Below are 24,595 nucleotides of genomic sequence, written 5' to 3' on the forward strand. Positions count from 1 at the left end.
ATCAAAGAATAAATTAGGTATGTACTAAAATAGAAAACACCCGGTGTAATTCGGGTGTTTTTTGTGATTATTCTTCCTTGAGGAGTTTTTCTAAAATCTCAATGGCAGCTTCCGAAAGGACAGTTCCTGGTCCAAATACAGCCGCTACTCCTTTGTCATAGAGGAACTGGTAATCTTTGGGAGGAATAACTCCGCCCGCAACCACCATGATGTCAGGTCTTCCCAATTTCTTCAATTCATTGATCAATTGAGGAACGAGTGTTTTATGTCCTGCCGCCAATGATGAAGCTCCTACCAAATGAACGTCATTTTCAATTGCCTGCATTGCAACTTCCTCTGGTGTTTGGAATAGTGGGCCGATATCTACATCAAAACCCAAATCTGCAAAGCCTGTTGCAATTACTTTCGCGCCTCGATCATGTCCATCTTGCCCCATTTTGGCGACCATGATGCGGGGTCTTCTTCCTTCCATTTCTTCAAATTGATCGGAAAGTTGAATTGCTTTTTTGAATGAATCCTGATTTTTCACTTCTGCTGCATAAACTCCAGAGATAGATTTTGTCTGTGCTTGATGTCTCCCATAGGCCTTTTCCATAGCTAAAGAAATCTCTCCTAAGGTAGCCCTTTTTCTAGCTGCATCTACTGCAAGTTCCAACAGGTTACTTTCGCCCGATTCTGCACATTCGGTAATTCGTTCTAAAGATTTTTCCACCTCTTTGGAATTCCTTTTTGATTTGACATCGTTGATTCGATCGATTTGAGATTTCCTTACCGAGTCATTATCCACTTCCAAAAGCTCTATGTCCGATTTCTCATCGATTTGATATCTATTGACTCCGACGATTATATCCTTTCCACTATCAATTCTTGCTTGTTTTTTTGCGGCTGCTTCTTCGATTCTAAGCTTTGGAAGTCCTGCTTCATTGGCTTTGGCCATTCCGCCCATTTGTTCAACCTCCTCAATCAATGTCCAAGCTCTTTCAACCAATTGGTCTGTCAAATATTCCACATAATAGGACCCTCCCCAAGGATCGACAACCTCTGTGATTCCTGTTTCATTCTGAAGGATTAGCTGAGTGTTTCTAGCGATTCTTGCCGAAAAGTCAGTTGGTAAAGCAATGGCTTCATCCAAGGAATTCGTGTGGAGGGATTGGGTTCCACCCATTGCAGCGGCCATAGCCTCTATAGCTGTTCTAGTGACATTATTAAAAGGATCTTGCTCGGTCAAAGACCAGCCGGAAGTCTGGCTATGCGTTCTTAAGGCAAGGGATTTATCGTTTTTGGGATTAAATTGTTTGACAATTTTAGCCCAAAGAAGCCTTCCTGCTCTCAGTTTGGCTATTTCCATGAAATAGTTCATCCCAATTGCCCAAAAGAATGAAAGTCTAGGTGCAAAATCGTCTATGTCCAATCCCGCTTTGATTCCTGTTCTGAGATATTCCAATCCATCCGCCAAGGTGTAAGCCAATTCCAAATCTGCCGTTGCTCCAGCTTCCTGCATGTGATATCCAGAAATAGAAATAGAGTTGAATTTGGGCATAAACTTGGATGTGTATTCAAAAATATCCGCGATTATTTTCATGGATGGCTGTGGAGGGTAGATATACGTATTCCGAACCATGAATTCCTTCAAGATGTCATTTTGGATAGTTCCACTCAATTGTTCCGGCTTCACTCCTTGTTCCTCAGCAGCGACAATGAAGAATGCCATAACAGGGATCACTGCTCCGTTCATAGTCATGGAAACCGACATTTGATCCAATGGAATCTGGTCGAAAAGGACCTTCATATCCTCAACCGTATCGATAGCGACACCAGCTTTTCCGACATCACCTACTACTCGGGGATGATCCGAATCATATCCTCTGTGCGTCGCTAAGTCAAATGCTACGGATAGTCCTTTTTGACCAGCAGCTAAGTTTCTTCTATAAAAAGAATTAGACTCTTCTGCGGTTGAAAAACCTGCATATTGGCGAATGGTCCAAGGTCTAATTGCATACATAGTGCTGTAAGGTCCTCTTAAATAAGGAGGGATCCCCGCTGCAAAATTTAGATGAGGCAACTTCAGGATTTCCTTTTCATTGAATGAATCAGGTATTTGTATTTGCTCAGGCGAATCCCAGCTTTGAGTGGATTGATTTGCCTTTTCAGAATTGTGATATTTCCAATTTTTAAAATCAGGTCTCATTGGGCAAGGGATTTTTCAAGTGAAAAACTAGCTCTAGTTGGGCGTAATTGGAATTCTTTCTCCTGGAAATCCTGAATTTCTAAGTTGTTTTCTAATTTTTTGGATGGCTGATATTTATTAGCTCCAACTTTGACTAGCACCTTATTCAATATTTGGTTTTGAATAAGGATTCTTGTCTCCCTGATAGATTTTTGGAGTTCTCTTGTTTGGAAAGACTTCAACCAACCACCTTTTGATTCAAGACTTGTAATATTTGACTGGACTTTTGCGCAAATTTCAGCTTCCAAGGTCTCTAAGTAGTAGGATCCCGAACTTGGGTCCATTACTTTGTCTAGATAGGATTCTTCTTTCAGTATCAAAGAAATATTTTTAGCAATCCTTTTTTCGAGCGTATCTGCAATTTTACCTTCTGTAGGAATAACCCAAATGGAATTCGAGCCTCCAATAACACCTGCCATGGCTTCATAAGTTTGACGAATCAGGTTTGAGTTTTTATCTAAAAATGAGTGACTCCAAGTTGCAGTAGAGGAAATAAGATGGAGGTTTTCAGGAGATGTTTCTACATCAAATTGTTTGGCAAGCGACGAAAATAAGTTTCTAAGGGATTTTAACTTTGCGATTTCAAGGAAAAACTCTTCTGCTATAGAGGAGTGTATCATTATGTTGTCAAAGCAGGTTTTGGCATCAATTCCCAATTCGGTTAAAGAAGATACTATTTCTATGATTTCGCCGAAGCCAAAGGTGAGTTCTTGAATTCCTGTTCCTCCGCTGTTTCTGTATTTGGAAAACTCTATACAAATGGGGAAGAAGGAAGGGTATTCTTTCCAGTCTATGATGACTTGTTGAGTAAGTGAGATTTTCTTTGCAAAATCTCCATTAGATTCTAAAAGGTCACCGGTGGGAGACCAAATAAATCCTCCATGAAGATCTGATTGATTAAGGTCCATTTGCTGAATGAACTTTGAGAAAGAAAGCAAAATTACTCCTGCATTTTGAAGAGGCTTGATATATATATGTATATATGGTAACAATACATCCTTTAATAACTCGTTCCAATTTGGGTCACGGTCCAATTCCAGAACTATTGCATCCGCTCCATTTTCAAGTGCGGCTAAGATTTCTTTGTTTTCAATTTTGTCGTTGTATGGACTAATTGAAACTGTGGTAGACCATGTCCTAGGAGATAAACCTGGGGTCTCTGCAGGTGGAGAAAACCGGTTTTGAATTGGCTTTTCTTTTAAATCTTCTGAGGAATAAAAAGGCTGTTGCAGTATTTCGTTCCAAATGGTTTTTACCAATGTTTGGTTGAAGTCCTTGCCTTTAAGGTCCTTTTCAATTTGGGATTTCCAATCAATCTTCGAAGTGGTTTTGAATGGATAAAAGTTTTTTTCAGTCATATTTTGGGTAGTCAAGTTTCAGTCTCATGAATGAACTGAATATTTTCTAAAAATAAAGAATTGAAATTCAAACCGCTACCTTTTTGGAAATTGAAAGTTTTGAATAAAGTTCTGTTTTTAAAGCATGCGAGTGAAGAATAATTCGGGAGATTAGTACATTGTTTACTAAAGATTTTAAAGAAGAGAATCTATTCAAGAAGAAAAATTTAAAACTTTTCAATCCTGCTTAATTTTTCACTTTTTCAAGGTGAAATTGATTTTTTATTTAACTGAATTTTGTCCAAATTTGACACCCTTGTACTAATCCGTCCGGGTCATTGTTTTTCAGAAAACTTCTCTAATGAGTTCAGAAGCTAGCGCAGTTTGGAATGAATGTTTACGTGTTATTGAGCAACACGTCAGTGAGCAGAGCTTTTCTACTTGGTTTAAGCCTATAAACCCAGTGAAATTGGATGGGACCAGTCTGACCATCCAAGTACCGAGTCAATTTTTCTACGAATGGCTGGAGGATAACTATATCCAAGAATTAAAGCTAGCAATCAAAACTACCCTTGGTCAAAGTGGACGTTTGGAATATGCAGTTGTGGTAGATAGAGGTAATTCCTCAAATAGTCCGATTGCGGTTTCTTATCCGCAAGGAAATCACGGAAACAAAAAGCCTTCCTCTCAGCCTGTACAAGAGCAAAAGACAACTCCATTTGAAATGGAGTCTTTGGGTGCTGAAGCTTTGACGAAAAGTAATTTGAATCCAAACTATACCTTCAATACTTATATAGAAGGGGATTGCAATCGTTTGGCACGATCTGCTGGCTTTGCTGTAGCTACCAAGCCAGGGATAACTTCTTTCAATCCATTGATGGTATATGGAGGAGTTGGGTTAGGTAAGACTCACTTAGTTCAGGCTATAGGGAATGAAATCAAGAATGGACCGGAGGACAAGTTTGTCCTTTATGTCTCTTCAGAAAAGTTTGTGAATCAATTCATGGATTCCATTAAGGATGGAAATGTGAAGAGCTTCACGAATTTTTATATGCAGGTAGATGTGTTGATAATTGATGATATTCAGTTTTTGGCTGGTAAGGATCGGACTCAGGAAATGTTCTTCCATATTTTCAATCATCTTCATCAAAGCAAAAAGCAAATCATCATGACTTCAGATTGTCCTCCAAGAGATCTGAAGGGGCTAGAGGAGCGATTGCTCTCGAGATTCAAATGGGGCTTGACTGCAGATTTGCAGATGCCAGATTTTGAAACGAGGGTAGCTATCATCAGAAGAAAGATGCAGTCAGAAGGAATTTTTATTCCTGATGATGTAGTTGAATACCTTGCATATACTGTTGATACCAATGTCAGAGAGCTAGAAGGGATTTTAATTTCACTTATTGCACATGCATCATTGAATCGTGTTGAAATAAGCCTTCAGCTTGCCAAAACCGTGATGAAAAACATCATCAAGGATATTGAGACTGAAGTCGGGATTGAATTTATCCAGAAAGCTGTATCAGAATATTACGGAATCAACCAAGATGACTTGAAGGCCAAAACCAGGAAGAAAGAAATAGTGGTGGCCAGACAAGTAGCCATGTATTTTTCAAAAGAGTTTACCAATCATTCTTTGAAATCAATTGGTTATCATTTTGGTGGAAGGGATCATTCGACAGTGATTCATGCGGTAACCACTGTGAATGACTTGATCGAAACTGACAGTACTTTCAGAAATTCTGTCAACGAACTGAAGAAGAAATTTAAGATGAGATCATATTAATATATTTAATATAATTCTTTTTCCATCTTGTCTTCAAATCTATTTAATAATCTTATATACTTGTTTATTATATTGTTTATAAACTCCTTTTGAGTATTGATAGGATATACTGGATTATATTGAATTCTATCTATAATCATGTCTAGCCAGCCTTTGCCATCATCGATTAGATCCGCATGAAAGGCTTCAACCGTTGCATCTCTAGACCCTGAAAACGGTCCTTTTTTTTCTTTTTCGAAATATTTAGTTATTACCTTGAGTGCAAGCTCATGTGCTACCTCAAAATTGATAATTAGTTCTCGAGTTTGTGCATCGGATAAAGGGTGAGATTTTGAACTTTGGGTAAATACCCGAAGATCTTCTAAAGAGGTCTTAAATTCTTCAAAACACTGCGTACAGGACTGAGGGAGGGATTTCATTATTAAAAACTATGGTTTTAGACAGGGTTTCAGTTGTGTTTATTCAATATAATAAAATTTTATGTCGTTAAATTGATTCTTTGCGAAATTATTGATGCAATTTGTTTTTTTATTTGTATAATTAAAGGCAAATACATGGGTTGGAATTATTCTATTAATATTGAAAAAATAATAGATATTTATTTTAAATTAGTATAATTGACTTGGTATAATCATAATTATTATTTGGATATTTTTAGTTGAAAGTCTTTTTTCAAATTCACAAATAATTTATCTTTTTTTAACATTCCGTTCATGTATGATAATTGCCGTTCATATCTGGTTTGTGTCCGCATTTGAAACTTATTATACTTTAAGTGCTCACTTTTGAGACAACTCCTCTGATAATTTGCCAACTTCGCACCAAACTAAAAATTAACCTTTATGAAGAAAGTTTTACTATTTTCTTTCATGATCATGCTTACTGGCATGGTATGGGCTCAAGACAGAAGTATCACTGGTGTGGTAACTTCTGAACAAGATGGATTGGGCATACCTGGGGCAAGTGTGATTTTGAAAGGAACCCAAATCGGTGTAGTTACCGACATTGATGGTAACTACCGTTTAACAGTACCTAGTACAGGTGGTGTTCTTGTGTTTTCCTTTATTGGATTGCAAACTCAAGAAGTGGAAATCGGAAATCAATCTACTATTGATGTAGTATTGTCAGAAGATGTAACCCAATTGAATGAGGTGGTAGTAACTGCCTTGAACGTGGAGAGAGAGAAAAAAACATTGGGTTATGCAACCCAAGAAGTAGGTGCCGAAAATCTTCGTGTAGCTCGTGAAACTAACTTGAACGAAGCTTTGGCAGGTAAAGTAGCCGGTGTACAAGTAGTATCTGGTTCTGGAGCTAAATTTGGTGAGGCAGCTGTTCGTATCCGTGGTGTGAGAGGTTTCGGATCTAATTCCCCTCTATATGTAGTAGATGGTATCCCAACTTCAGATCCTTCTACCATCAACATGGATAACGTACAATCCATCAACGTATTGAAAGGTGCTAACGCATCTGCTTTGTATGGTTCTCGTGCTCGTGATGGTGTGATTTTGATCACCATGAAAAAAGCGAAAGGTGGAAGATTGAATATTGATTTCAATAACACCACTACTTTCGAAAATGTATCTGTGATGCCGGAATATCAAAACCAATATGGTGGTGGATATTCTCAAGAGTGGCAGACATTTTCTTTTGACCCATCTAGAGATGATCCTGCATTGGCTGGATTGGATGGTGCAAAAATCCCTGAATTTTATGCAGATGAGAGCTGGGGTCCAAGATTGGATGGTTCTCAAGTAGCTCAGTGGGACGCGTTTACTCCAGGTACTGATACCTATGGTCAAACAAGAGCTTGGTCTCCAAATAAAAACAATGTAAGAGATTTCTTTAACACAGGTGTTGGTGTTCAGAATTCCTTGTCAGTGAGTAAAGCTGGTGAAGGTTACAACGTAACTGCTACCATGACCAACGTTAATAGAACTGGTGTTCTTCCAAATACTAAACAAGAGAAAACATTCTTGAATTTGAATGCAACGGTGGATCTTTCCAAAAAGTTGAAATTGAATACAATGGCTAACTATAATAGAACCAATGTATTTGGATCTTTGACTGAAGGTTATCAAGATGGTAGTATTGGACAAAACTTCAACCAGTGGTTCCAAAGACAATTGGATATGGACTTGTTGAAGAAGTATTATAGAATGCCTGATGGAAGATACACTTCTTGGAATATCAACTCTCCAAGAAATGCTACTCCTTTGTATTGGAACAACCCATATACTGAGCAATACGCTAACTTCTCTGAAAGCACAAAAGATACTTACAGTGGTAAATTTGGTTTGACTTACGAAATCATTGACGGTCTTTCTGTTTCAGCAAATTTGAGTAGATATGCTACCACATATTTTGAGGATGGAAGAATTGCTTCTGGAACTTTGAATCTTGATTCTTACAGTTTGAGAAAATATGAACAAAATGAGGATAACTATGAATTCTTAGCGCAATACAATAAGGTGACCGAGAAATTCTCTGTTTCTGCATTGGTTGGTGGGAATATCAGAAAGAACTTCTATAGTAATGCTTCAATGTCAACTGCTGGTGGTTTGTCAGTGCCTGATTTGTATAATATTTCGGCATCTATCAACCGTCCAAATGCTTCTAATAGAATTGAAAATAGACAAGTAAATTCAATCTTTGCTCAAGCAAGTTTTGGTTTCAAAGAAATCGTTTTCGTAGATGGTTCCATCCGTCGTGATTATGATTCTGTTTTGCCTTCTACAAGTAATGCATTTACCTATCCAGCTATCTCTACTTCCTTTATCTTCTCTGAATTGATGCCAAACAACAGAATCTTGTCATTTGGTAAAGTTCGTGCAGGTTATGCTGAAGTAGGTGGTGAATTGAATCCTTATCAATTGGATCCAGCCTATGGATTGGGAACTCCTTATAATGGAAATCCAACTATGGGATATCCAAACTCATTGGTTGATCCTAATTTGAGAGCTGCTACGACAGGTGCTTTGGAAGCTGGTGTTGAATTGGCATTCTTGCAAGGAAGAATCAGAACTGATTTCTCTTATTACTACTATGATAATACCAATGAAATCTTGGCAACTGAGGTTCCAAGTACTACTGGTATTTCTTCTTATACAATTAATGCTGGTAAAACCTTTACAAAAGGTTGGGATGCGACCATCGGTGGTACACCGATTAAAACTTCCAACTTCAACTGGGATTTGAATTTCAACTTCGCAAGAAGTAGAAACGTAATCGAAGAAATCTATCCAGGTATTGATGCAATCCAGTTGGTGAACGGATTCCTAGGTAACCGTGTAGGCGGTGGATGGGGATCTATCTCTGCTAGAGCAAAAGTTGGTGAAGATTGGGGTACAATCATTGGTGAGAAATATCAAAGAGATGAAGCTGGAAATATCTTGATCGATGAGGATGGATATCCAATGACTGAGCAAAATCAAGTATTGGGAACAATCCTTCCTGATTACACTGGTGGTATTTTCAACAGATTTACTTACAAAGATTTCGAATTGAGCTTTACAATTGATTGGCAAATCGGTGGTAAAATCAACTCCATTACCAATATGTTTAATGCCTATTCTGGTCTTGGAATAATGACTGTAGGTGACAACGATAAAGGTGTTCCAATGAGAGATCCAGTAGCTGATGGTGGTGGTTTGAGATTCGAAGGTGTTTATGCTGACGGAACTCCAAATGACACTTACCTAGAAGCTGACACCTATTGGAAAGCTCTTTTTGCACTTCATGAGCAGTGGGTATATGATGCGAGTTATGTGAAACTTCGTGAAGTTAGATTCGGATATAACCTTCCTCAGTCTCTTCTTCAGAGATCTAACTTGTTTAGATCTGCTGCTGTAGCAGTTGTAGCAAACAACCCTTGGTTGATTAAGTCAAATGTTCCTGGTTTGGATCCATCTCAGGTATCTGGTGATACTAGAAATTCAAGAAACAATGGTGCTTGGGTGGATAGTGGTCAGTTGCCAGCAACAAGATCTATCGGTTTTGACATTCGTCTAGGATTCTAAAAAACAGAAAAATGAAAAAATCAATTTCAAAATATATTTTCATAGGATTGTTAGCCGTAGGCGTTACATCCTGTGATTTGGGAGATTTTGGTGATACAAATGTCAATCCTAACCAAACGACTAAGCCTATCACCTCTTCTTTATTGACTAATTCACTGAATAGTCTTAAGGGTACTATCGACGATCCTACGGGATCATTGTATTCCCAATTTTTGGCAAATTCTCAGTATACAAGTGCTGATAATTATCAGACTATCATCTTCAACTATGGTGGTACCTATAGCGGACCATTGATGGATTTGGAGCAGATAATTCAGATCAATACCAATGAGGAAACCAAGGATGAAGCCTCAGTAAATGGTTCTAATGCAAACCAAATTGCGGTTGCGCAAATTCTTCAGTCTTATTTCTTCCAAACAATGACTGACAGATGGGGAGATATTCCTTATTCTCAAGCCTTGGATATTGCTGAAGATATTCGTCAGCCACAATTTGATCCTCAATCCGATGTTTATGCAGGTGTTCTTTCTACGTTGAAGACTGCACAAGCAAATCTTTCTACTACTGCTCCGGTACAAGGTGATATCCTTTTCGGCGGAGATATGATGATGTGGAAGAAGTTTGCAAACACATTGAGAATGGTGATGGCATTGAGAATGTCCGAAGTAGATCCAACTACTGCTGCTGCAGAGTTTTCTTCTGCTATCGCTGATGGAGTGATTGCTTTGGATAATAGTGAAAATGTTTACTATGCTAACCTTCCAGAAGCTGCATTCCAAAATGCGTGGTATGCAAGGTTCTTGACTCGCCGTGACTATTGCGTTTCTAATACTTTGATGGATAGAATGCAGACTGTTGCAAATGGTGGAGTTTTGGATAAATCTATGGATCCACGTGTTCCAGTTTATGCAGATCCAACTGAAAATAGAGGTGATTATGTAGGTATGACCTATGGTATCTCTGAAGCAAGAGCAGGTGCTATCTCCAACTCTGATGTGTCTTTCTTAGGAGAGACATTGAGAGCTCAAGATGCTCCTAACTACATCTACACTTCTGCTCAGGTTCTATTCTCAATGGCTGAAGCTGTAGAAAGAGGATGGATCTCTGGTGATGCTGAGGACTTGTACTATCAAGGTATCGAGGCATCTTTGGATCAATATGGTGTTGCTGCAGGTTACGATGATTACATTGCTAACTCTTGGGTGAAATTTGATTCTAGCAAAGCTATGGAGCAAATTTTGACTCAAAAGTGGATTGCAAACTTCCTAAATGGTTATGAATCATGGTCAGAATGGAGAAGAACAGGTTTCCCAACCTTGACTCCTGCGGAAGATGCTTTGAACACCAGTGGAGAAATTCCAGTACGTCAAGCCTATCCATTGTTCGAGGTGAACTTGAACTCCACCAACTACGATGCTGTTGTTGCTCGTCAAGGTGCTGATGATTTGGATACTCACGTTTGGTGGGATAAATAATCCATTGAAATAACATAAAATGCCATCCACATTTGTGGATGGCATTTTTCGTTAAACGCTTATGCGAAAACTACTACCACTACTATCTTACTTTTTTATTCAGACTACCATTATTTTTGGTCAGACAGGAATTGAAAAGATTGTTTTTGATCAAGATTATTCCGTTACACCCCTAACTGTTGTGTTGCAAAATCTTGAAAATCAAAACGGGGTCCAGTTTTTTTATAAAAATGACTGGGGAATTGAAGCCTTCCTATTAAACGGGGAAAAAGGTCAGGATGCATTGATCGGAATCAATGTCTTATTAGAAACTTATGGGTATAGCTTGATTGAGTACAAAGGACTTTTTGTAATCGTCAATCAGGAAGGACTAGAATCATACCAATATGAATTTTGGGATGAAAATGACATTAATCTGGACCAATATAAAATTATTGGTTCGGGAAAGCCAGAAAACTCCAACCTTCCGGTTCTAATCAAAGGTAAAATAATTGATGCTGCTGAGGGAGAACCATTAATTGGAGCGAGTATTCAGATATTGGACAGCTCCGAAGGTGTTGTGACGGATATCGATGGGAATTTTGAAATTCCGTTAGTACCTGGGAAATATAAATTGTTGGTTCAATATGCCGGATATGAAGCCCAATCTATTCCTGTTCAGGTGATTAATGAAGGGAAATTGGATGTGGAACTTTTTAATCAAACCCTCAAGCTTGAAGAGGTAACTATATCTGCCAGAAGTCAGGAAATCTCTGTTTCTGAAAAAATTGCCGGCAGGGAAATCCTGGATATTGCTGTGATTAAAAGCCTTCCAACATTTATGGGAGAGGTTGATCCAGTGAAAAGTTTGATCTCTTTACCTGGAGTTAGTTCTGTTGGGGAAGGGACAGCCGGATTTAATGTTCGGGGTGGTGATCCGGGACAAAATCTATTGATGATGGATGAGGCAATTATTTATAATAGTTCGCATCTATTTGGATTTTTTGGGGCATTTAGTCCAGATATGATTCGGGATGTAGAACTGTATAAAGGAGGAGGACCTGCCAATTATGGAGGGCGTGTTTCTTCAGTTCTGAATGTGAATTTGAGAAATGGGAATGCCAAAGACTACGAAGTAGCCGGCGGAATAGGCCTGATCTCGTCCCGACTTTCTGTAGAAGGACCTTTGAAGAAGGACAAAACATCATTCATTCTTTCAGGTAGAACTTCTTATCCAAATTGGATGCTGAAGCAAATGAAAGATCCGGACCTGTATCAAAGTGCGGCTGGATTTTATGATGTGAATTTGAAAGTCAATCACACCATTGATGAAAACAATGTCCTGACTTTTTCAGGGTATTTGAGTGATGATAATTTTGAATTTGCTTCGGACACAGCCTACGTATGGAAAACCAAGGCTGCCATAGCCAAATGGTCACATCGATTCAATTCCAACTTTTTGATGCAAACCAATTTTGTGGTAAGTGACTATAAAAGCAACATTGAAAACAATCAGGAAAACTTCGGATTTGATTATACGTCGGGAATCAAGAATTATCAGGGGAAAATTGACTTTTCTTACAGCATAGGGGCCGCTCACAAATTGGATTTTGGAATCAGTTCTCTTCATTATTCATTTGATAATGGTACATTCCAGCCAAACATAGAGAATACAAACTCTGAGGCTATTTTTATTCCTCAAGAAAGTGCCTTAGAGAGTGCGGTTTATTTCAATGATGAATTTTCGATTTCACCGAAGGTGTCTTTGGTATATGGACTTAGAGTATCGAATTACTTGACTTTGGGAGGAACTTATTATGAGTTTGACACCGATTCACCAAAGTCTCCAAGTTCTATCGTTGATACTTTAACTTATCAAAATGGCGAAGTAGCCAAAACTAATTTTGGGTTAGAGCCTAGAGTTTCTTTTAGATGGTTGATCACTCCATCAAGCTCCTTTAAAGCGAGCTACTACCGGACCAATCAGTATATCCATTTGATTTCTAATACAGCTGCGATTTCACCAGTGAACTATTGGAAGTCATCTGGCTATAATTTGGATCCTTCTATTTCAGACCAATATACTTTGGGTGTTTTCAAAAACTGGAATGACAACTTATTTGAAATCTCTGTTGAAGGATATTATAAATGGATCCAGAATGTGGTAGATTATAAAAATGCCGCCACCATTTTGCTAAATGAGACGTTAGACGCTGACTTGGTTCAGGGGAAAGGGAAAGCATATGGAGTTGAATTTTTGTTGAGAAAAAATAGAGGTAAACTGACCGGTTGGTTAGGATACACCTACTCGAGAAGCTTAAGGCAGTTTAATGAGTCTCCTTTTGATGAGGAAATTATCAATGACGGAGTTTTCTTCCCATCCAATTATGATAAGCCTCATGATATGTCTGTTGTGATAAATTATAAGTTCAGCAGAAGATTCTCCATGAATATGAACTTCGCTTATTCTACAGGAAGACCTATCACGGTTCCGGTTTCTAAATTCCAATACGAGGACTTTTTGTCTATTTTGAATTTTAGCGATAGGAATCAGTATAGAGTTCCTGATTATCATAGAATGGACCTTGCTTTTACACTAAAAAGTGGATTAAGGAAAGAAAAGAAAGTCGATGGGGAATGGGTCTTTTCTGTATATAATATCTATGGACGTAGGAATCCATTCTCAGTTTATTTCACCCAAAGAGGAAATGCTTTCCAGCTTTCTGTATTAGGAAGTGCTTTCCCTTCAATTTCTTACAATTTCAAGTTATGAACATGAGAAGGATTTTTGCCATAGCAAGTTTGTTTTTATTGACGACTTGCATTGACCCTATCAAGTTCGATGTGGAGGGAGAAGCTACTCGACTTGTGGTAGATGGATTTATTTCCAATGTTTCATATACCGAGCAGTGTCTCAATCCGGCTCCACCAATGAGGTTTTATGTGGCCTTGAGGTGGACAAGTGACGTGACCAACGTTTTGGACGAAGTTATTCCTGATGCAGATGTAAGTTTATTGACCTCTGATGGTGAATCTTTCGAATATTCCTGGAGTGTCGACGAGCAAAGGTATTTGATCGATGATGTAGATTTTGCTGCCAAAGAAAATGTTGAATATAGGATTCACATAGAATTGGCAAGCGGAGAAGTATATGAGTCTATCAATGATCATTTATATCCTGCTCCAGCAATTTCGGAAATTGATATAGTGCATAAATCAATCTTAAAAAGTATCGATGTAAATGGTCAAGCCCAAATAGTTGAGCGCAGAGGTGTCCAGATTTCTGTCCCATTGGGAGATAATAATACAGGAGAAACATTGAGATATCGCTGGAAGGTGATTCCTACTTGGGTTTTTGAATCTTCTCTATTACCTCTCGGCAATCCGAACAAAAGGTGCTATGCGACCAATATTTATGATTATCAACAGATTAATGTCTGGGAGGATAATTCTGGGGGATATAATCATGATCTATTCTTTTTGGAAACCGATGATAACGAACAGGTGCAACATGAGTACTCGGCATATATTACTCAGTACAGTTTGTCCGAACAAGCCTATCAGTTTTGGGATCAGTTGGCCACTCAACAGCAAAGTGGAGGGGGGATTTTCGATCCGCCTCCTTTTACTCTGGTGACCAATATTCGAAATGTCAATGATGGAGAAGAAAAGGTATCGGGCTTTTTCTTTGTAGCGCACGAGTCTTCTTATAGGTGGTTCCTTTACCCGCAAGATTTACCATATACTCTCGTATTTCAAGATATGTGCGAACCGATCCCAGGGGTTCCTTTTATACCTCCTGCCGGTTGTTCCAATTGTTTGGATTATAGAGGAGCTTCAGATGTAACTAATCAAAAACCAACATGGTGGCAAGGATTTTAAAATTTCGACTGTTATTTATTTGCTTGTTTTTAAATCCAAATGTCGGCTTTTCTCAAGCAAACTCTAGGCAAGTAAAGTTGGTTGTTTCTTCTTCTGTGTTTGTAAGTGGAGACTTGGTTAATCTTCAGGTTCTCACTTTGAATGAAAGAGGAGAATTAGTGGAAAATGGTGCTTTGGTAAACCTTTATTTGGTTTCAAGTGAAGGGAAAACTGAGGCGATAGAAAGGTTTAATACTGCTGAGTATGATCAAGGGATGGCGTTTTTTCTTCCAAGTGATTTGGCAACAGGAAATTATAAACTAGTAGCTCATATTCCAGGAAGTGAATTTCAAACAGAGGCATTAGTCCATGTCTATAGTCCTAAGATTTTCACATCAGCAATAGTGCCTAAAAATGCCGATAATATGTTGGCATTGGTTCAGGCCAAATATCCAGAATCACCTCTAAAAGTGGAGGTTGGATCCAATCAATCTACTCCGATTGTGACTGTAAATCCTTCAGAAAACTCTGGTTTGTTGGCTTTCAAAATATTTGACCCAAGCCTGGAAGGATTTCCTGTATCAGGAGTTGTGAAGAGCTCAACTTTGGGAGACTCCAATCCATTTGAAATACAGTTTACTCCGATTTCTGGAGTTCCCAATTCCAGATATTCGGTATACTTCGTGGATCAGGGTATGACTGAGGAGTATTTTTTAGAAGATCAAGCTGAAATGGAGAGAAAGCTTGTTACCCACCGAGGAGATAGTAAAATATGGGTTTACCAATTTGGTCCGATGGGAAATAGATTAGGTGAAATCCAAGTGAATCAGAGTGAATGGGAAAGTGTTCAATTTCAGAAATTTGACAATACTGTACCTTTTTCTGAAGATGTAAGGTCAATTCTAAATCATAAAAGGTCGAGGAAATTTATTAACCAGGTGTACAGAAGTGACATTGATCAAGTTGAAAATTCTTTTTCTGGTTCATTGGAAACTGCAGATGCGGTTTATCAGGGAAATGATTATGAAGGAGTTGCCACATTAAGGGAAGCCCTTTCTGGAATCGTGAATAAAGTGTCTGTCAGTAGAAGCCAAAAAGAATATTCCATCAGAATGACTCCAGCCAGTGCTGGATTCAAATATGAAGAAAGTCCTTTGATTTTATTGAACGGTGTTCCATTTTATCATATTGGGGACTTGGTTGAAATCCCATTTCATCAGATAGAATCTATTTCTGTATATAACTCCATTAGAAGTCAGAAGCAGTTTGGGACTCTAGGAAGATTTGGTGTCCTTTCTGTCCAGTTGAAAGAAGAATACACAAACCCTGTTCAGGACCTATATGATGGGTTTCCTGAATTCCATGGGATAAATCCATTGGTAAAAAGTTTTGAAAAAGCAGAAAATGATGCCCCTGATTTGAGACCTGTTCTATTATGGAATTCCGGTGTTCTCCTTCAGCCAAATCAATCTATTCAGAGAGCTTGGAATTATTCTGATGTGAAAGATTCTTATGTGATCTGGGGAGATTTAATAAATGAAAAAGGCCAAACCGTTCAATGGGTTCAGCCTTTGACAAATTCTAATTAATTCACGTTTTACCGAATATTATAGCTTTGCATGAAGGGTTGTCCGTTGGAGGCAACTCCTTCAAGCAGAAGCTTTCCACTGAACTCTTCCAGATATTTTCCAACTGATTTAGGGTCCCGAGCCGGTTCTCGGTTAATTTGAGTGATGATAAAACCGTCTCTTAATCCTAAGTCACGTAAATAGCCTCTGGTCAAACCAGTGATTTTTATTCCGTTTGAGATTCCTAATCGATCTTTTTCAATCGTATTTACGGCTTCCAATTGTGCTCCTAAAAGCTTTGAGCTGTAAAACTCTCTTTTGAGAACTCCAGTGCCACCCTCCAAATTCTGAAGTAGGAGATTGCTAGATTGTCTCTGACCATTTCTTGTATAAGTTATGGGAAGATTTTCTCCAGGATAATAATAGGAAAGTGCTTCTTCAAAGCTTCCCATTCCGGTAATAGGCTGGTTCCCCAATTGAGTAATCACATCGTTCCTTTGAAGCCCAGCTTTATCTGCTGCTCCACCTTTGACCACATGTGTCACGATGACACCATCCAGTGTTTGGATATTCATTTCCTCCGCTAATTCTGGGGTGATTTCCACCGCATCAATTCCCGGAATGGCTTTTTGAACCTCTCCGTATTGGATCATATCATTGGCTACTTTCATAGCTATGTCCACAGGTACAGCGAATCCATAGCCGGTGTAAGATCCAGTTCTTGATAATATAGCGGTATTGATACCTACTAATTCTCCTTGGACATTGACCAATGCTCCACCCGAGTTTCCTGGGTTAATAGGAGCGTCAGTTTGGATAAAACTTTCCAACGGAAAATCACCACCTAGAATATTGATCTGTCTTTCTTTGGCAGAAACTATTCCTGCAGTAACTGTTGAAGTCAAGTTGAATGGATTTCCAACTGCAATGACCCATTCTCCGATTTTCAGATTTTTAGAAGAACCTTTTTTGATGGCAGGAAGATTTTCGCCTTCGATTTTCAAAACAGCGATGTCCGTATTTTTGTCAGTACCGATTAATCTCGCCTGATATGTTCTTTTTTTATGTACAACCTCTATGGTTTCCGCTCTATCAATCACGTGATTGTTTGTGACGATATACCCATCTTGGGAGATGATTACTCCTGAGCCAGTGCTGACTTGTTGAGTAGGACCAGAACCGAAGAAATAATCAAACATACTATACCTCCTAGGATCACTTCCTGAGAAGTTTTTGATAAAAACGACTGATTCAGTACTGTTTTCGGAAGCTTCCACAAAGGAGATCGGAGGGTTCGTAGAATAGGAATTGCTTGGAGGGGAATCCCAATTTGAGGTGAATTGTCCAAATTGAGTTTCTTCTTGATTTGATGGGATTATGGGGGTTGCTGGATTTGAATTGTCAATCGAAGTCCAGAGAGCAGCTCCGGCTAATCCAGCTATAAATGAAATTCCAGTTGTTTTTAGAAAATTTTTCATAGGTAAGCTTTTTCAAATTCACGTACTTTTTATTGATTAGATGCTGAAATTCACATCTTTTAAGAAGCAAAGCACTCAAATATTTTTCCGAAAGTGAAAAACTGACGATTTGTACAAGGAAAAGTCTCGGCATCTTGTAATTTTGTCAGCCTATGAATCTAACCTTCATTTAAATTAGAAGGTTTTATTTCCTCAAAAATACAATTGAATGACAGAAGCGAAGCGCGTAGCCATCTTGGGTAGCACCGGAAGTATTGGTACTCAAACCCTGGAGGTGATTCGTCAGCATCCACAGGACTTTGAAGTAGAAGTTCTCACAGCACAAAACAACTGTGACTTGTTGATTGCTCAGGCATTGGAGTTTAACCCAAATGCTGTAGTGATTGGTAATGATGCCAATTATTCCAAAGTTAGGGAAGCCTTAATTCCTCACGATATCAAAGTCTTTACTGGACAAAAAGCATTGGCTCAGGTCGTGGAAATGGAAGGGATAGATGTTGTTTTGACAGCACTGGTTGGATACTCTGGATTGATACCAACGGTCAATGCAATCAAAGCAGGAAAACAAATAGCTCTGGCCAACAAGGAAACTATGGTAGTTGCTGGAGAAATTATCACTCAGCTAGCCAAAGAGTATGGTGTGAATATTTATCCGGTAGACTCTGAGCATTCAGCTATATTTCAGTGTTTGGTTGGGGAATTTCATAATCCAATTGAGAAAATCATTCTGACCGCTTCCGGAGGTCCATTTAGAGGAAAGGATAGAGGATTTTTGGAAACTGTCACCAAAGCTCAGGCTTTGAAGCATCCCAATTGGGAAATGGGAGCAAAGATTACAATCGATTCTGCCTCTTTGATGAACAAAGGGCTTGAAGTAATTGAAGCGAAGTGGCTTTTTGGTTTGAAAACCGAGCAAATAGATGTGGTGGTTCATCCGCAAAGTATCATCCATTCTTTGGTACAATTTGAAGATGGCTCGCTGAAAGCACAACTTGGTTTGCCGGATATGCGTATCCCCATTCAGTTTGCTTTGAGTTACCCGCATCGTTTGAAGAGCGATTTTGAGCGATTTGACTTCATTAACTATCCTAACCTGACATTTGAGCAGCCTGATTTGAAAACTTTCAGGAACTTACAGCTGGCATTTGATGCTTTAGCAAAAGGAGGAAATGCTCCTTGTGTGCTAAATGCCGCCAATGAAATAGCTGTGGATGCTTTCTTAAAAGAAGAAGTTGGGTTTTTGGAAATGTCTGATTTGATTGGGGAAACTTTGGAGCAAGCCTCTTTTATTTCACATCCTTCTTTGGAAGATTATGTGCAATCAGACAGTCAGGCAAGAGAAATTACAGAGAAACTAATAAAGCGTAAAGTATAATGGATACATTAATTATGGTGGGCCAATTGCTCCTGGGATTATCAATCCTTGTGGGGCTTCATGAGCTGGGCCACTTATTGACTGCCAAGATGTTTGGCATGAGAGTAGAAAAATTTTCTATCGGTTTCCCTCCTAAAATCGCCGGATTCCAGTGGGGTGAAACCGAATATTCAATAGGAGCTATTCCACTGGGAGGATTTGTGAAAATCTCTGGAATGGTCGATGAATCGATGGATACTGAGCAGATGGCAGCTGAGCCTCAGCCTTGGGAATTCCGCTCCAAGCCAGCTTGGCAAAGATTGATAGTGATGTTGGGTGGGATCATCGTTAATGTGATTACGGGAATCGTGATTTTTTTCTTCATGGTTTATAACAATGGAGAGACCTATTATTCAAGAGATCAGATCATCCAAAATGGGATTGAAGCATTTGAATATGGAGAGTCAATTGGCTTGAAAACCGGTGATAAAATCATTGATATCAACGGAGAGCCATATCAAAGTTTAGGAGACCTGACCAGTGGAAAGGTTTTGTTGAGTGAAAATGGTTATTATACCGTTGATCGAGATGGTGAAATCCTGAAAATCGAAATTCCAAAAGGGTTTATTAATTCCTTCAGTTCTGATGAAGCATTTGCGAAATTCGTGATGCTTAGATTTCCTTTTGATGTGGGCGTCGTAGATGAGGGAAGTGAAGCAGAAAAGGCAGGAGTAAAGGTTGGTGACAAGATTTTGGCAGTTAATGGTCAAAAAGTAGAATACTTTGATGAGATGAAGTCTGCTTTGAAAGGCTATGAAAACAAAAAAGCAGAGATCGTGATTCAAAGTCAGAATGAAGTTGATACACTTTCTATTCCTGTTTCAGATGATAGTAGAATAGGTATTGCAGCCAATCTTCTTGTAGAGCCGGTGAGAAGAAGCTTTGGTGTAGGAGAATCTTTGAAAAAAGGAACGGAAAAAGCTTTTGGTGTAGTGATTTTGAATGCCAGAGCGATGGGTAAAATGTTTACCGGTGAAGTTTCTGCGAGAAATGTTAGTGGCCCGATTGGAATGGCCAAGATCTATGGAGATACTTGGGATTGGACAAAATTTTGGAGTATCACTGGTTTGATTTCCATGATTCTTGCGTTCATGAATTTGCTTCCAATTCCAGCTTTGGATGGTGGTCATGTCATGTTCCTATTGTATGAAATGATTTCTGGTAGAGCTCCTTCTGACAAGTTCTTGGAAAATGCTCAAAAGGTAGGTATGGCTATCCTTTTGGTTTTGATGGTATTTGTTATCGGAAATGATATCTTGAAAATCTTCACAGGTGGTTGATCAGTAATTGAAAATATTTCTAAAGGCCAGGTTTTATAATCTGGCCTTTTTATTTACTGCCATTCTGACCCATTATATGATTGGCATGGCCATTGAACTTTACCGGGGAACCTTCGTACCTTGGGGGTTCCTTCTTTATTTAAGCCAAAAACCGACAGCATGACTGTCATTATGTCTATATGAGTCAATTCGAAAATTCCATGTTTGAAAATCTAATGGTAGGGGAGTTTGCTGGTGAGGGTGATCTGATCCAGTTGATTACGGACGAGGAAGATGATCAGCAGGGAAAAGATAATTACGGGGAAGAAATTCCTGTCCTTTCGGTAAGAAACACCGTCTTGTTTCCAGGCGTAGTTATTCCAATTACTGTGGGGCGTCAGCGTTCCATCAAACTGGTGAAGAAAGCCCAAAAGGGAGATAAAATGATCGGGGTTTGTGCTCAGATCAATCCAAATACTGATGATCCGGGATGGGAGGATATTTACCAGGTAGGAACCTTGGCAAAAATCATTAAAATGATTGTTTTGCCTGATGGAAATACTACAATCATCATCCAAGGAAAAAAGAGATTCCAGATCAGTGAGCATGTGACGGATGATCCTTATTTCATTGCAAAAGTTGATTATCTGGAAGAGAATTTTCCTAAAAGTTCAAAGAAGATCAAGGCATTGGAAGAGTCTCTCAAGGAGGCGGCAACAAGGATTTTGCATTTGAATCCAGAGATTCCACGTGAAGCTCAGGTGGCGTTGGATAATATTGATAACACTCCTTTTCTTACCCATTTTCTTTCTTCCAATATCAATGCTCCTGTAGAATCCAAGCAAAGATTATTGGAGATCAATGATGGGGTAGAGAGAGCTACTTTGCTTTTGGAATTTATGATGAAAGATATCCAGATGCTGGAGTTGAAATCAGAAATTCAGAAGAAAGTTCATACAGATATTGATCAACAACAAAGAGACTACTTCTTGCGTCAGCAAATGAAAGTTCTTCAAACCGAATTGGGAGAGGAAGGACCTGAAAAGGAAGTAGAGGATTTGAGACTCAGAGGAGCCAAGAAAAATTGGCCACCAGAAGTAGCGAAGCATTTTGAAAAAGAACTCGATAAAATTCTTAGAATCAATCCTTCAGCTGCTGAATATCCAATTGCATTGAACTATGCTGAAACCATGGTTGAATTGCCGTGGAATGAGTTTACTCAGGATAATTTTGATTTAAAGCACGCTAAAAAACTATTGGATTCTGACCACTTTGGATTAGAAAAAGTGAAAGAAAGAATCATTGAATATTTAGCAGTGTTGAAGCTGAAGAATGACCTAAAAGGACCTATTCTTTGCTTGTATGGCCCTCCTGGAGTTGGGAAAACCTCTCTTGGGAAATCTATTGCGGCTTCTTTGGGTAGAAAATACATCCGGATGTCTTTGGGTGGACTTCATGATGAAGCAGAGATTAGAGGTCATAGAAAGACCTATGTTGGTGCTATGCCAGGCAAAGTCATTCAAAACATGAAAAAGGTGAAAATCTCCAATCCTGTATTTGTACTGGATGAGATTGATAAGCTTTCTTCTGATTTCAGAGGTGATCCTAGTTCTGCATTCTTGGAAGTTCTTGATCCAGAGCAAAACTTCGCCTTTTTGGATAATTACCTCGAGGTAGAATATGACTTGAGCAAGGTTCTTTTCATTGCGACAGCAAACTCTCTGGATACTATTCAGCCTGCCTTGAGAGACAGAATGGAAATCATTGAGGTAACTGGCTATACTCAGGAAGAGAAGGTGGAGATTGCAAAACGTCATTTGGTGCCAAAGCAAAGAAAAGAGCATGGACTAAAGGCTAATCAAATCCGATTTGAGAAAGCAGCATTGGTGAAAATCATTGAGGATTATACTCGTGAGTCAGGTGTTCGTAATCTTGAAAGAGCGATTGGAAAAGTAATCCGAAATATTGCGAAATCCATCGCAATGGAAGAAGAATACGATGCTAAAATCACTCCTGCTGCTGTCCGAAAAATATTGGGCTCTGAAATATTTGATAAGGAGTCTTATCAGGATAATTCTATCGCCGGGGTTGTAACAGGTCTTGCTTGGACAAGTGTGGGAGGTGAGATCCTATTTATCGAATCCAGCTTAAGTAGGGGCAAAGGGAAGTTAACCCTATCCGGACAGCTTGGTGATGTGATGAAAGAATCAGCGATGACTGCTCTTTCATACTTAAAATCCAAAGCAGAGGATCTTGGAATTGATCATCGTGTATTTGATCAATATGACCTACATATTCATGTACCAGCTGGTGCTGTTCCCAAAGATGGTCCTTCAGCAGGAATTACGATGTTGACTGCTATGGCTTCAGTTTATACCCAAAGAAAAGTAAAAGCTAAAGTTGCCATGACTGGGGAGATCAGTTTGATTGGAAAAGTGATGCCAGTCGGAGGGATTAAAGAGAAGATTTTAGCTGCCAAAAGAGCTGGAATCAAGGAGATCATCCTTTGTAAGAAGAACCAAAGAGATATTGAAGAAATAGATGAACAATACATCAAGGGAATTGATTTCCATTTCGTGGATCAGGTTTCTGAAGTATTGGATATTGCATTATTGAAATCTAAGGTAGACAGACCTCTTCAGTTTGCCTTTCAGCCAGAATATCAGGCTTCAAAATAAAATTAAGGAGCTCACAAGGCTCCTTTTTCCGTGAAGAGGAAAACTAAACCACTTTAACAAATTGAATATGAATTCACCTTTTTCATTGACTCCTAGGCAGATTGTTGAGGAGTTGGATAAATACATTATTGGTCAGAAAGACGCCAAAAAGAACGTTGCGATCGCTCTTAGAAATAGAGTTAGGAGAATGATGGTAAAGTCTGAGATCCAAAAAGATATTGTTCCTAATAATATTTTGATGATCGGGTCAACCGGTGTCGGTAAAACTGAAATAGCCAGAAGGTTGGCAAAGGTTGCTCAAGCTCCTTTTACCAAGGTAGAAGCTTCGAAATTTACTGAAGTGGGATATGTGGGTAGAGATGTAGAAAGTATGGTTCGTGACTTGGTAGAACAATCTGTTCACTTGGTGAGGGAAATCAAGAATGAAGGAGTGAAAGAAAAAGCTGCTGAGGCTGTGGAAGAGATTATCTTAGATATTTTGATTCCTCCTGTCAAAGGAGCTGGCTTTCGTCAGGCCCCCGTTCCTGCTGGAGGTGAAGAAAATGAACCGTCCAATGATTCTGAATTGAATGAAAGAACAAGAGAGCGATTCAGAGAAAAGCTTAGAAATGGTGATTTGGATGATCGGAAAATTGAAATCAGTGTGAAGGCCTCTTCTCCGGTTGGTGTAGGAATGATTGGGAATGGAATGATGGATGATGCGAGCATGGCTGGTCTTCAAGATATGATTTCAGGTATGATGCCCAAGAAGACCAAGAAACGGAAATTAAGTATTGCGGAGGCAAGAAAAGTATTGCTGGAAGAAGAGGTTTCTAAATTGATTGACTTTGATGAAGTAAAAGAAGAAGCAATCAGATTGGCTGAAAACAATGGGATTATTTTCATAGATGAGATTGATAAAATTGCTTCCAAATCCGGTAAAAATGGTGGTGGACCTGACGTGAGTCGTGAAGGGGTACAGCGTGATCTGTTACCGATCGTAGAAGGATCCTCTGTTAACACAAAATATGGTGTGATTAATACGGATCATATCTTGTTTATCGCTGCTGGGGCATTTCATGTGAGCAAACCTTCTGATTTGATTCCCGAATTGCAGGGGAGATTTCCAATTAGAGTAGAATTGAATAGTTTGACTCAGGAAGATTTCTCAAGGATTTTAAGAGAGCCAAAAAATGCATTGACGAAACAATATCAGGCTTTATTTGAAGCTGAGGAAGTATTCTTGGAGTTCAATGATGAATCAATTGAGGAAATAGCAAGATTAGCTTTCTTGATCAATCAGGAAGTTGAAAATATTGGAGCTAGAAGACTTCACACAGTGATGTCACATTTGCTAAATGATTTCTTGTTTGATGTTCCTGATACCATTGAGCCTAATTCTAAAATCATGGTGACCAAGGAGATGGTACAAGAGAGGCTAAGCTCACTTGTGAAGAACAGAGATTTGTCTCAATATATTCTCTGATTTTCAACAAATAACATTCGAAAGGAGATTGAATTTTATCAATCTCCTTTTT

14 protein-coding genes are annotated in these 24,595 nt (G+C 38.9%); 10 read left to right on the top strand and 4 right to left on the bottom strand.

Annotated elements, in window-relative coordinates; all coding sequences use genetic code 11:
- Positions 1-67: 67 nt before the first annotated feature.
- The gene (gene scpA, locus O0V13_RS16075; RefSeq protein ID WP_268035989.1) at positions 68-2,188 is read right to left on the bottom strand and encodes a methylmalonyl-CoA mutase; all 2,121 of its coding nucleotides are present in this window, start codon (positions 2,186-2,188) and stop codon (positions 68-70) included.
- Positions 2,185-3,585 (bottom strand): methylmalonyl-CoA mutase family protein, encoded by a 1,401-nt coding sequence (locus tag O0V13_RS16080; protein WP_268035990.1) that lies wholly within the window; start codon positions 3,583-3,585, stop codon positions 2,185-2,187. The genes scpA and O0V13_RS16080 overlap by 4 nt, the downstream gene beginning before the upstream one ends.
- 340 nt (positions 3,586-3,925) lie before the next feature.
- On the opposite strand from O0V13_RS16080, the gene dnaA reads away from it, so the two are divergent.
- Entirely contained in the window at positions 3,926-5,350 is a 1,425-nt protein-coding gene (gene dnaA / locus O0V13_RS16085; RefSeq protein ID WP_268035991.1) for a chromosomal replication initiator protein DnaA, read from the top strand.
- A gap of 5 nt (positions 5,351-5,355) precedes the next feature.
- On the opposite strand, the gene O0V13_RS16090 is transcribed toward dnaA, so the two are convergent.
- Positions 5,356-5,769: a nucleotidyltransferase substrate binding protein gene (locus O0V13_RS16090; protein ID WP_268035992.1), complete on the bottom strand. Its 414-nt coding sequence runs from the start codon at positions 5,767-5,769 to the stop codon at positions 5,356-5,358.
- Positions 5,770-6,192: 423 nt separating this feature from the next.
- Here O0V13_RS16090 and O0V13_RS16095 point away from each other — a divergent pair, with 423 nt between their 5' ends.
- The 5 genes from O0V13_RS16095 (at position 6,193) to O0V13_RS16115 (ending at position 16,270) form a co-directional block, all read left to right on the top strand.
- Positions 6,193-9,366 carry a SusC/RagA family TonB-linked outer membrane protein gene (locus O0V13_RS16095; protein WP_268035993.1) on the top strand — a complete coding sequence of 1,058 codons (3,174 nt, stop codon included), beginning with the start codon at positions 6,193-6,195 and terminating at the stop codon, positions 9,364-9,366.
- Between the two features lie 11 nt (positions 9,367-9,377).
- Positions 9,378-10,841, top strand: coding sequence for a SusD/RagB family nutrient-binding outer membrane lipoprotein (locus tag O0V13_RS16100; RefSeq protein WP_268035994.1), 1,464 nt, complete (start codon positions 9,378-9,380; stop codon positions 10,839-10,841).
- A 61-nt stretch (positions 10,842-10,902) separates the two neighbouring features.
- Positions 10,903-13,593, top strand: a complete 2,691-nt coding sequence (locus O0V13_RS16105; protein ID WP_268035995.1) for a TonB-dependent receptor — start codon at positions 10,903-10,905, stop codon at positions 13,591-13,593.
- Complete coding sequence (locus tag O0V13_RS16110) at positions 13,590-14,702, top strand: DUF4249 domain-containing protein (protein ID WP_268035996.1); 1,113 nt, start codon at positions 13,590-13,592, stop codon at positions 14,700-14,702. The genes O0V13_RS16105 and O0V13_RS16110 overlap by 4 nt, the downstream gene beginning before the upstream one ends.
- A complete protein-coding gene (locus tag O0V13_RS16115) occupies positions 14,684-16,270 on the top strand; it encodes a hypothetical protein (RefSeq protein ID WP_268035997.1) in 1,587 nt (528 codons plus the stop codon). The genes O0V13_RS16110 and O0V13_RS16115 overlap by 19 nt, the downstream gene beginning before the upstream one ends.
- Positions 16,271-16,278: 8 nt before the next feature.
- Here O0V13_RS16115 and O0V13_RS16120 read toward each other — a convergent pair whose 3' ends face one another.
- Complete coding sequence (locus tag O0V13_RS16120) at positions 16,279-17,727, bottom strand: S1C family serine protease (RefSeq protein ID WP_268035998.1); 1,449 nt, start codon at positions 17,725-17,727, stop codon at positions 16,279-16,281.
- Positions 17,728-17,935: 208 nt separating this feature from the next.
- On the opposite strand from O0V13_RS16120, the gene O0V13_RS16125 reads away from it, so the two are divergent.
- The 4 genes from O0V13_RS16125 to hslU all read left to right on the top strand — a co-directional run bounded on the left by O0V13_RS16125 (position 17,936) and on the right by hslU (position 24,543).
- Positions 17,936-19,102: a 1-deoxy-D-xylulose-5-phosphate reductoisomerase gene (locus O0V13_RS16125; protein ID WP_268035999.1), complete on the top strand. Its 1,167-nt coding sequence runs from the start codon at positions 17,936-17,938 to the stop codon at positions 19,100-19,102.
- Entirely contained in the window at positions 19,102-20,421 is a 1,320-nt protein-coding gene (gene rseP / locus O0V13_RS16130; RefSeq protein ID WP_268036000.1) for an RIP metalloprotease RseP, read from the top strand. Before O0V13_RS16125 ends, rseP begins: the two co-directional genes overlap by 1 nt.
- Before the next feature lie 179 nt (positions 20,422-20,600).
- The gene (gene lon, locus O0V13_RS16135) at positions 20,601-23,078 is read left to right on the top strand and encodes an endopeptidase La (protein WP_268036002.1); all 2,478 of its coding nucleotides are present in this window, start codon (positions 20,601-20,603) and stop codon (positions 23,076-23,078) included.
- Positions 23,079-23,145: 67 nt separating this feature from the next.
- A complete protein-coding gene (hslU, locus tag O0V13_RS16140) occupies positions 23,146-24,543 on the top strand; it encodes an ATP-dependent protease ATPase subunit HslU (RefSeq protein WP_268036003.1) in 1,398 nt (465 codons plus the stop codon).
- The last annotated feature ends 52 nt before the right edge of the window (positions 24,544-24,595 follow it).

Source organism: Algoriphagus sp. PAP.12, from assembly GCF_026652115.1.
Classification (GTDB): Bacteria; Bacteroidota; Bacteroidia; order Cytophagales; family Cyclobacteriaceae; genus Algoriphagus.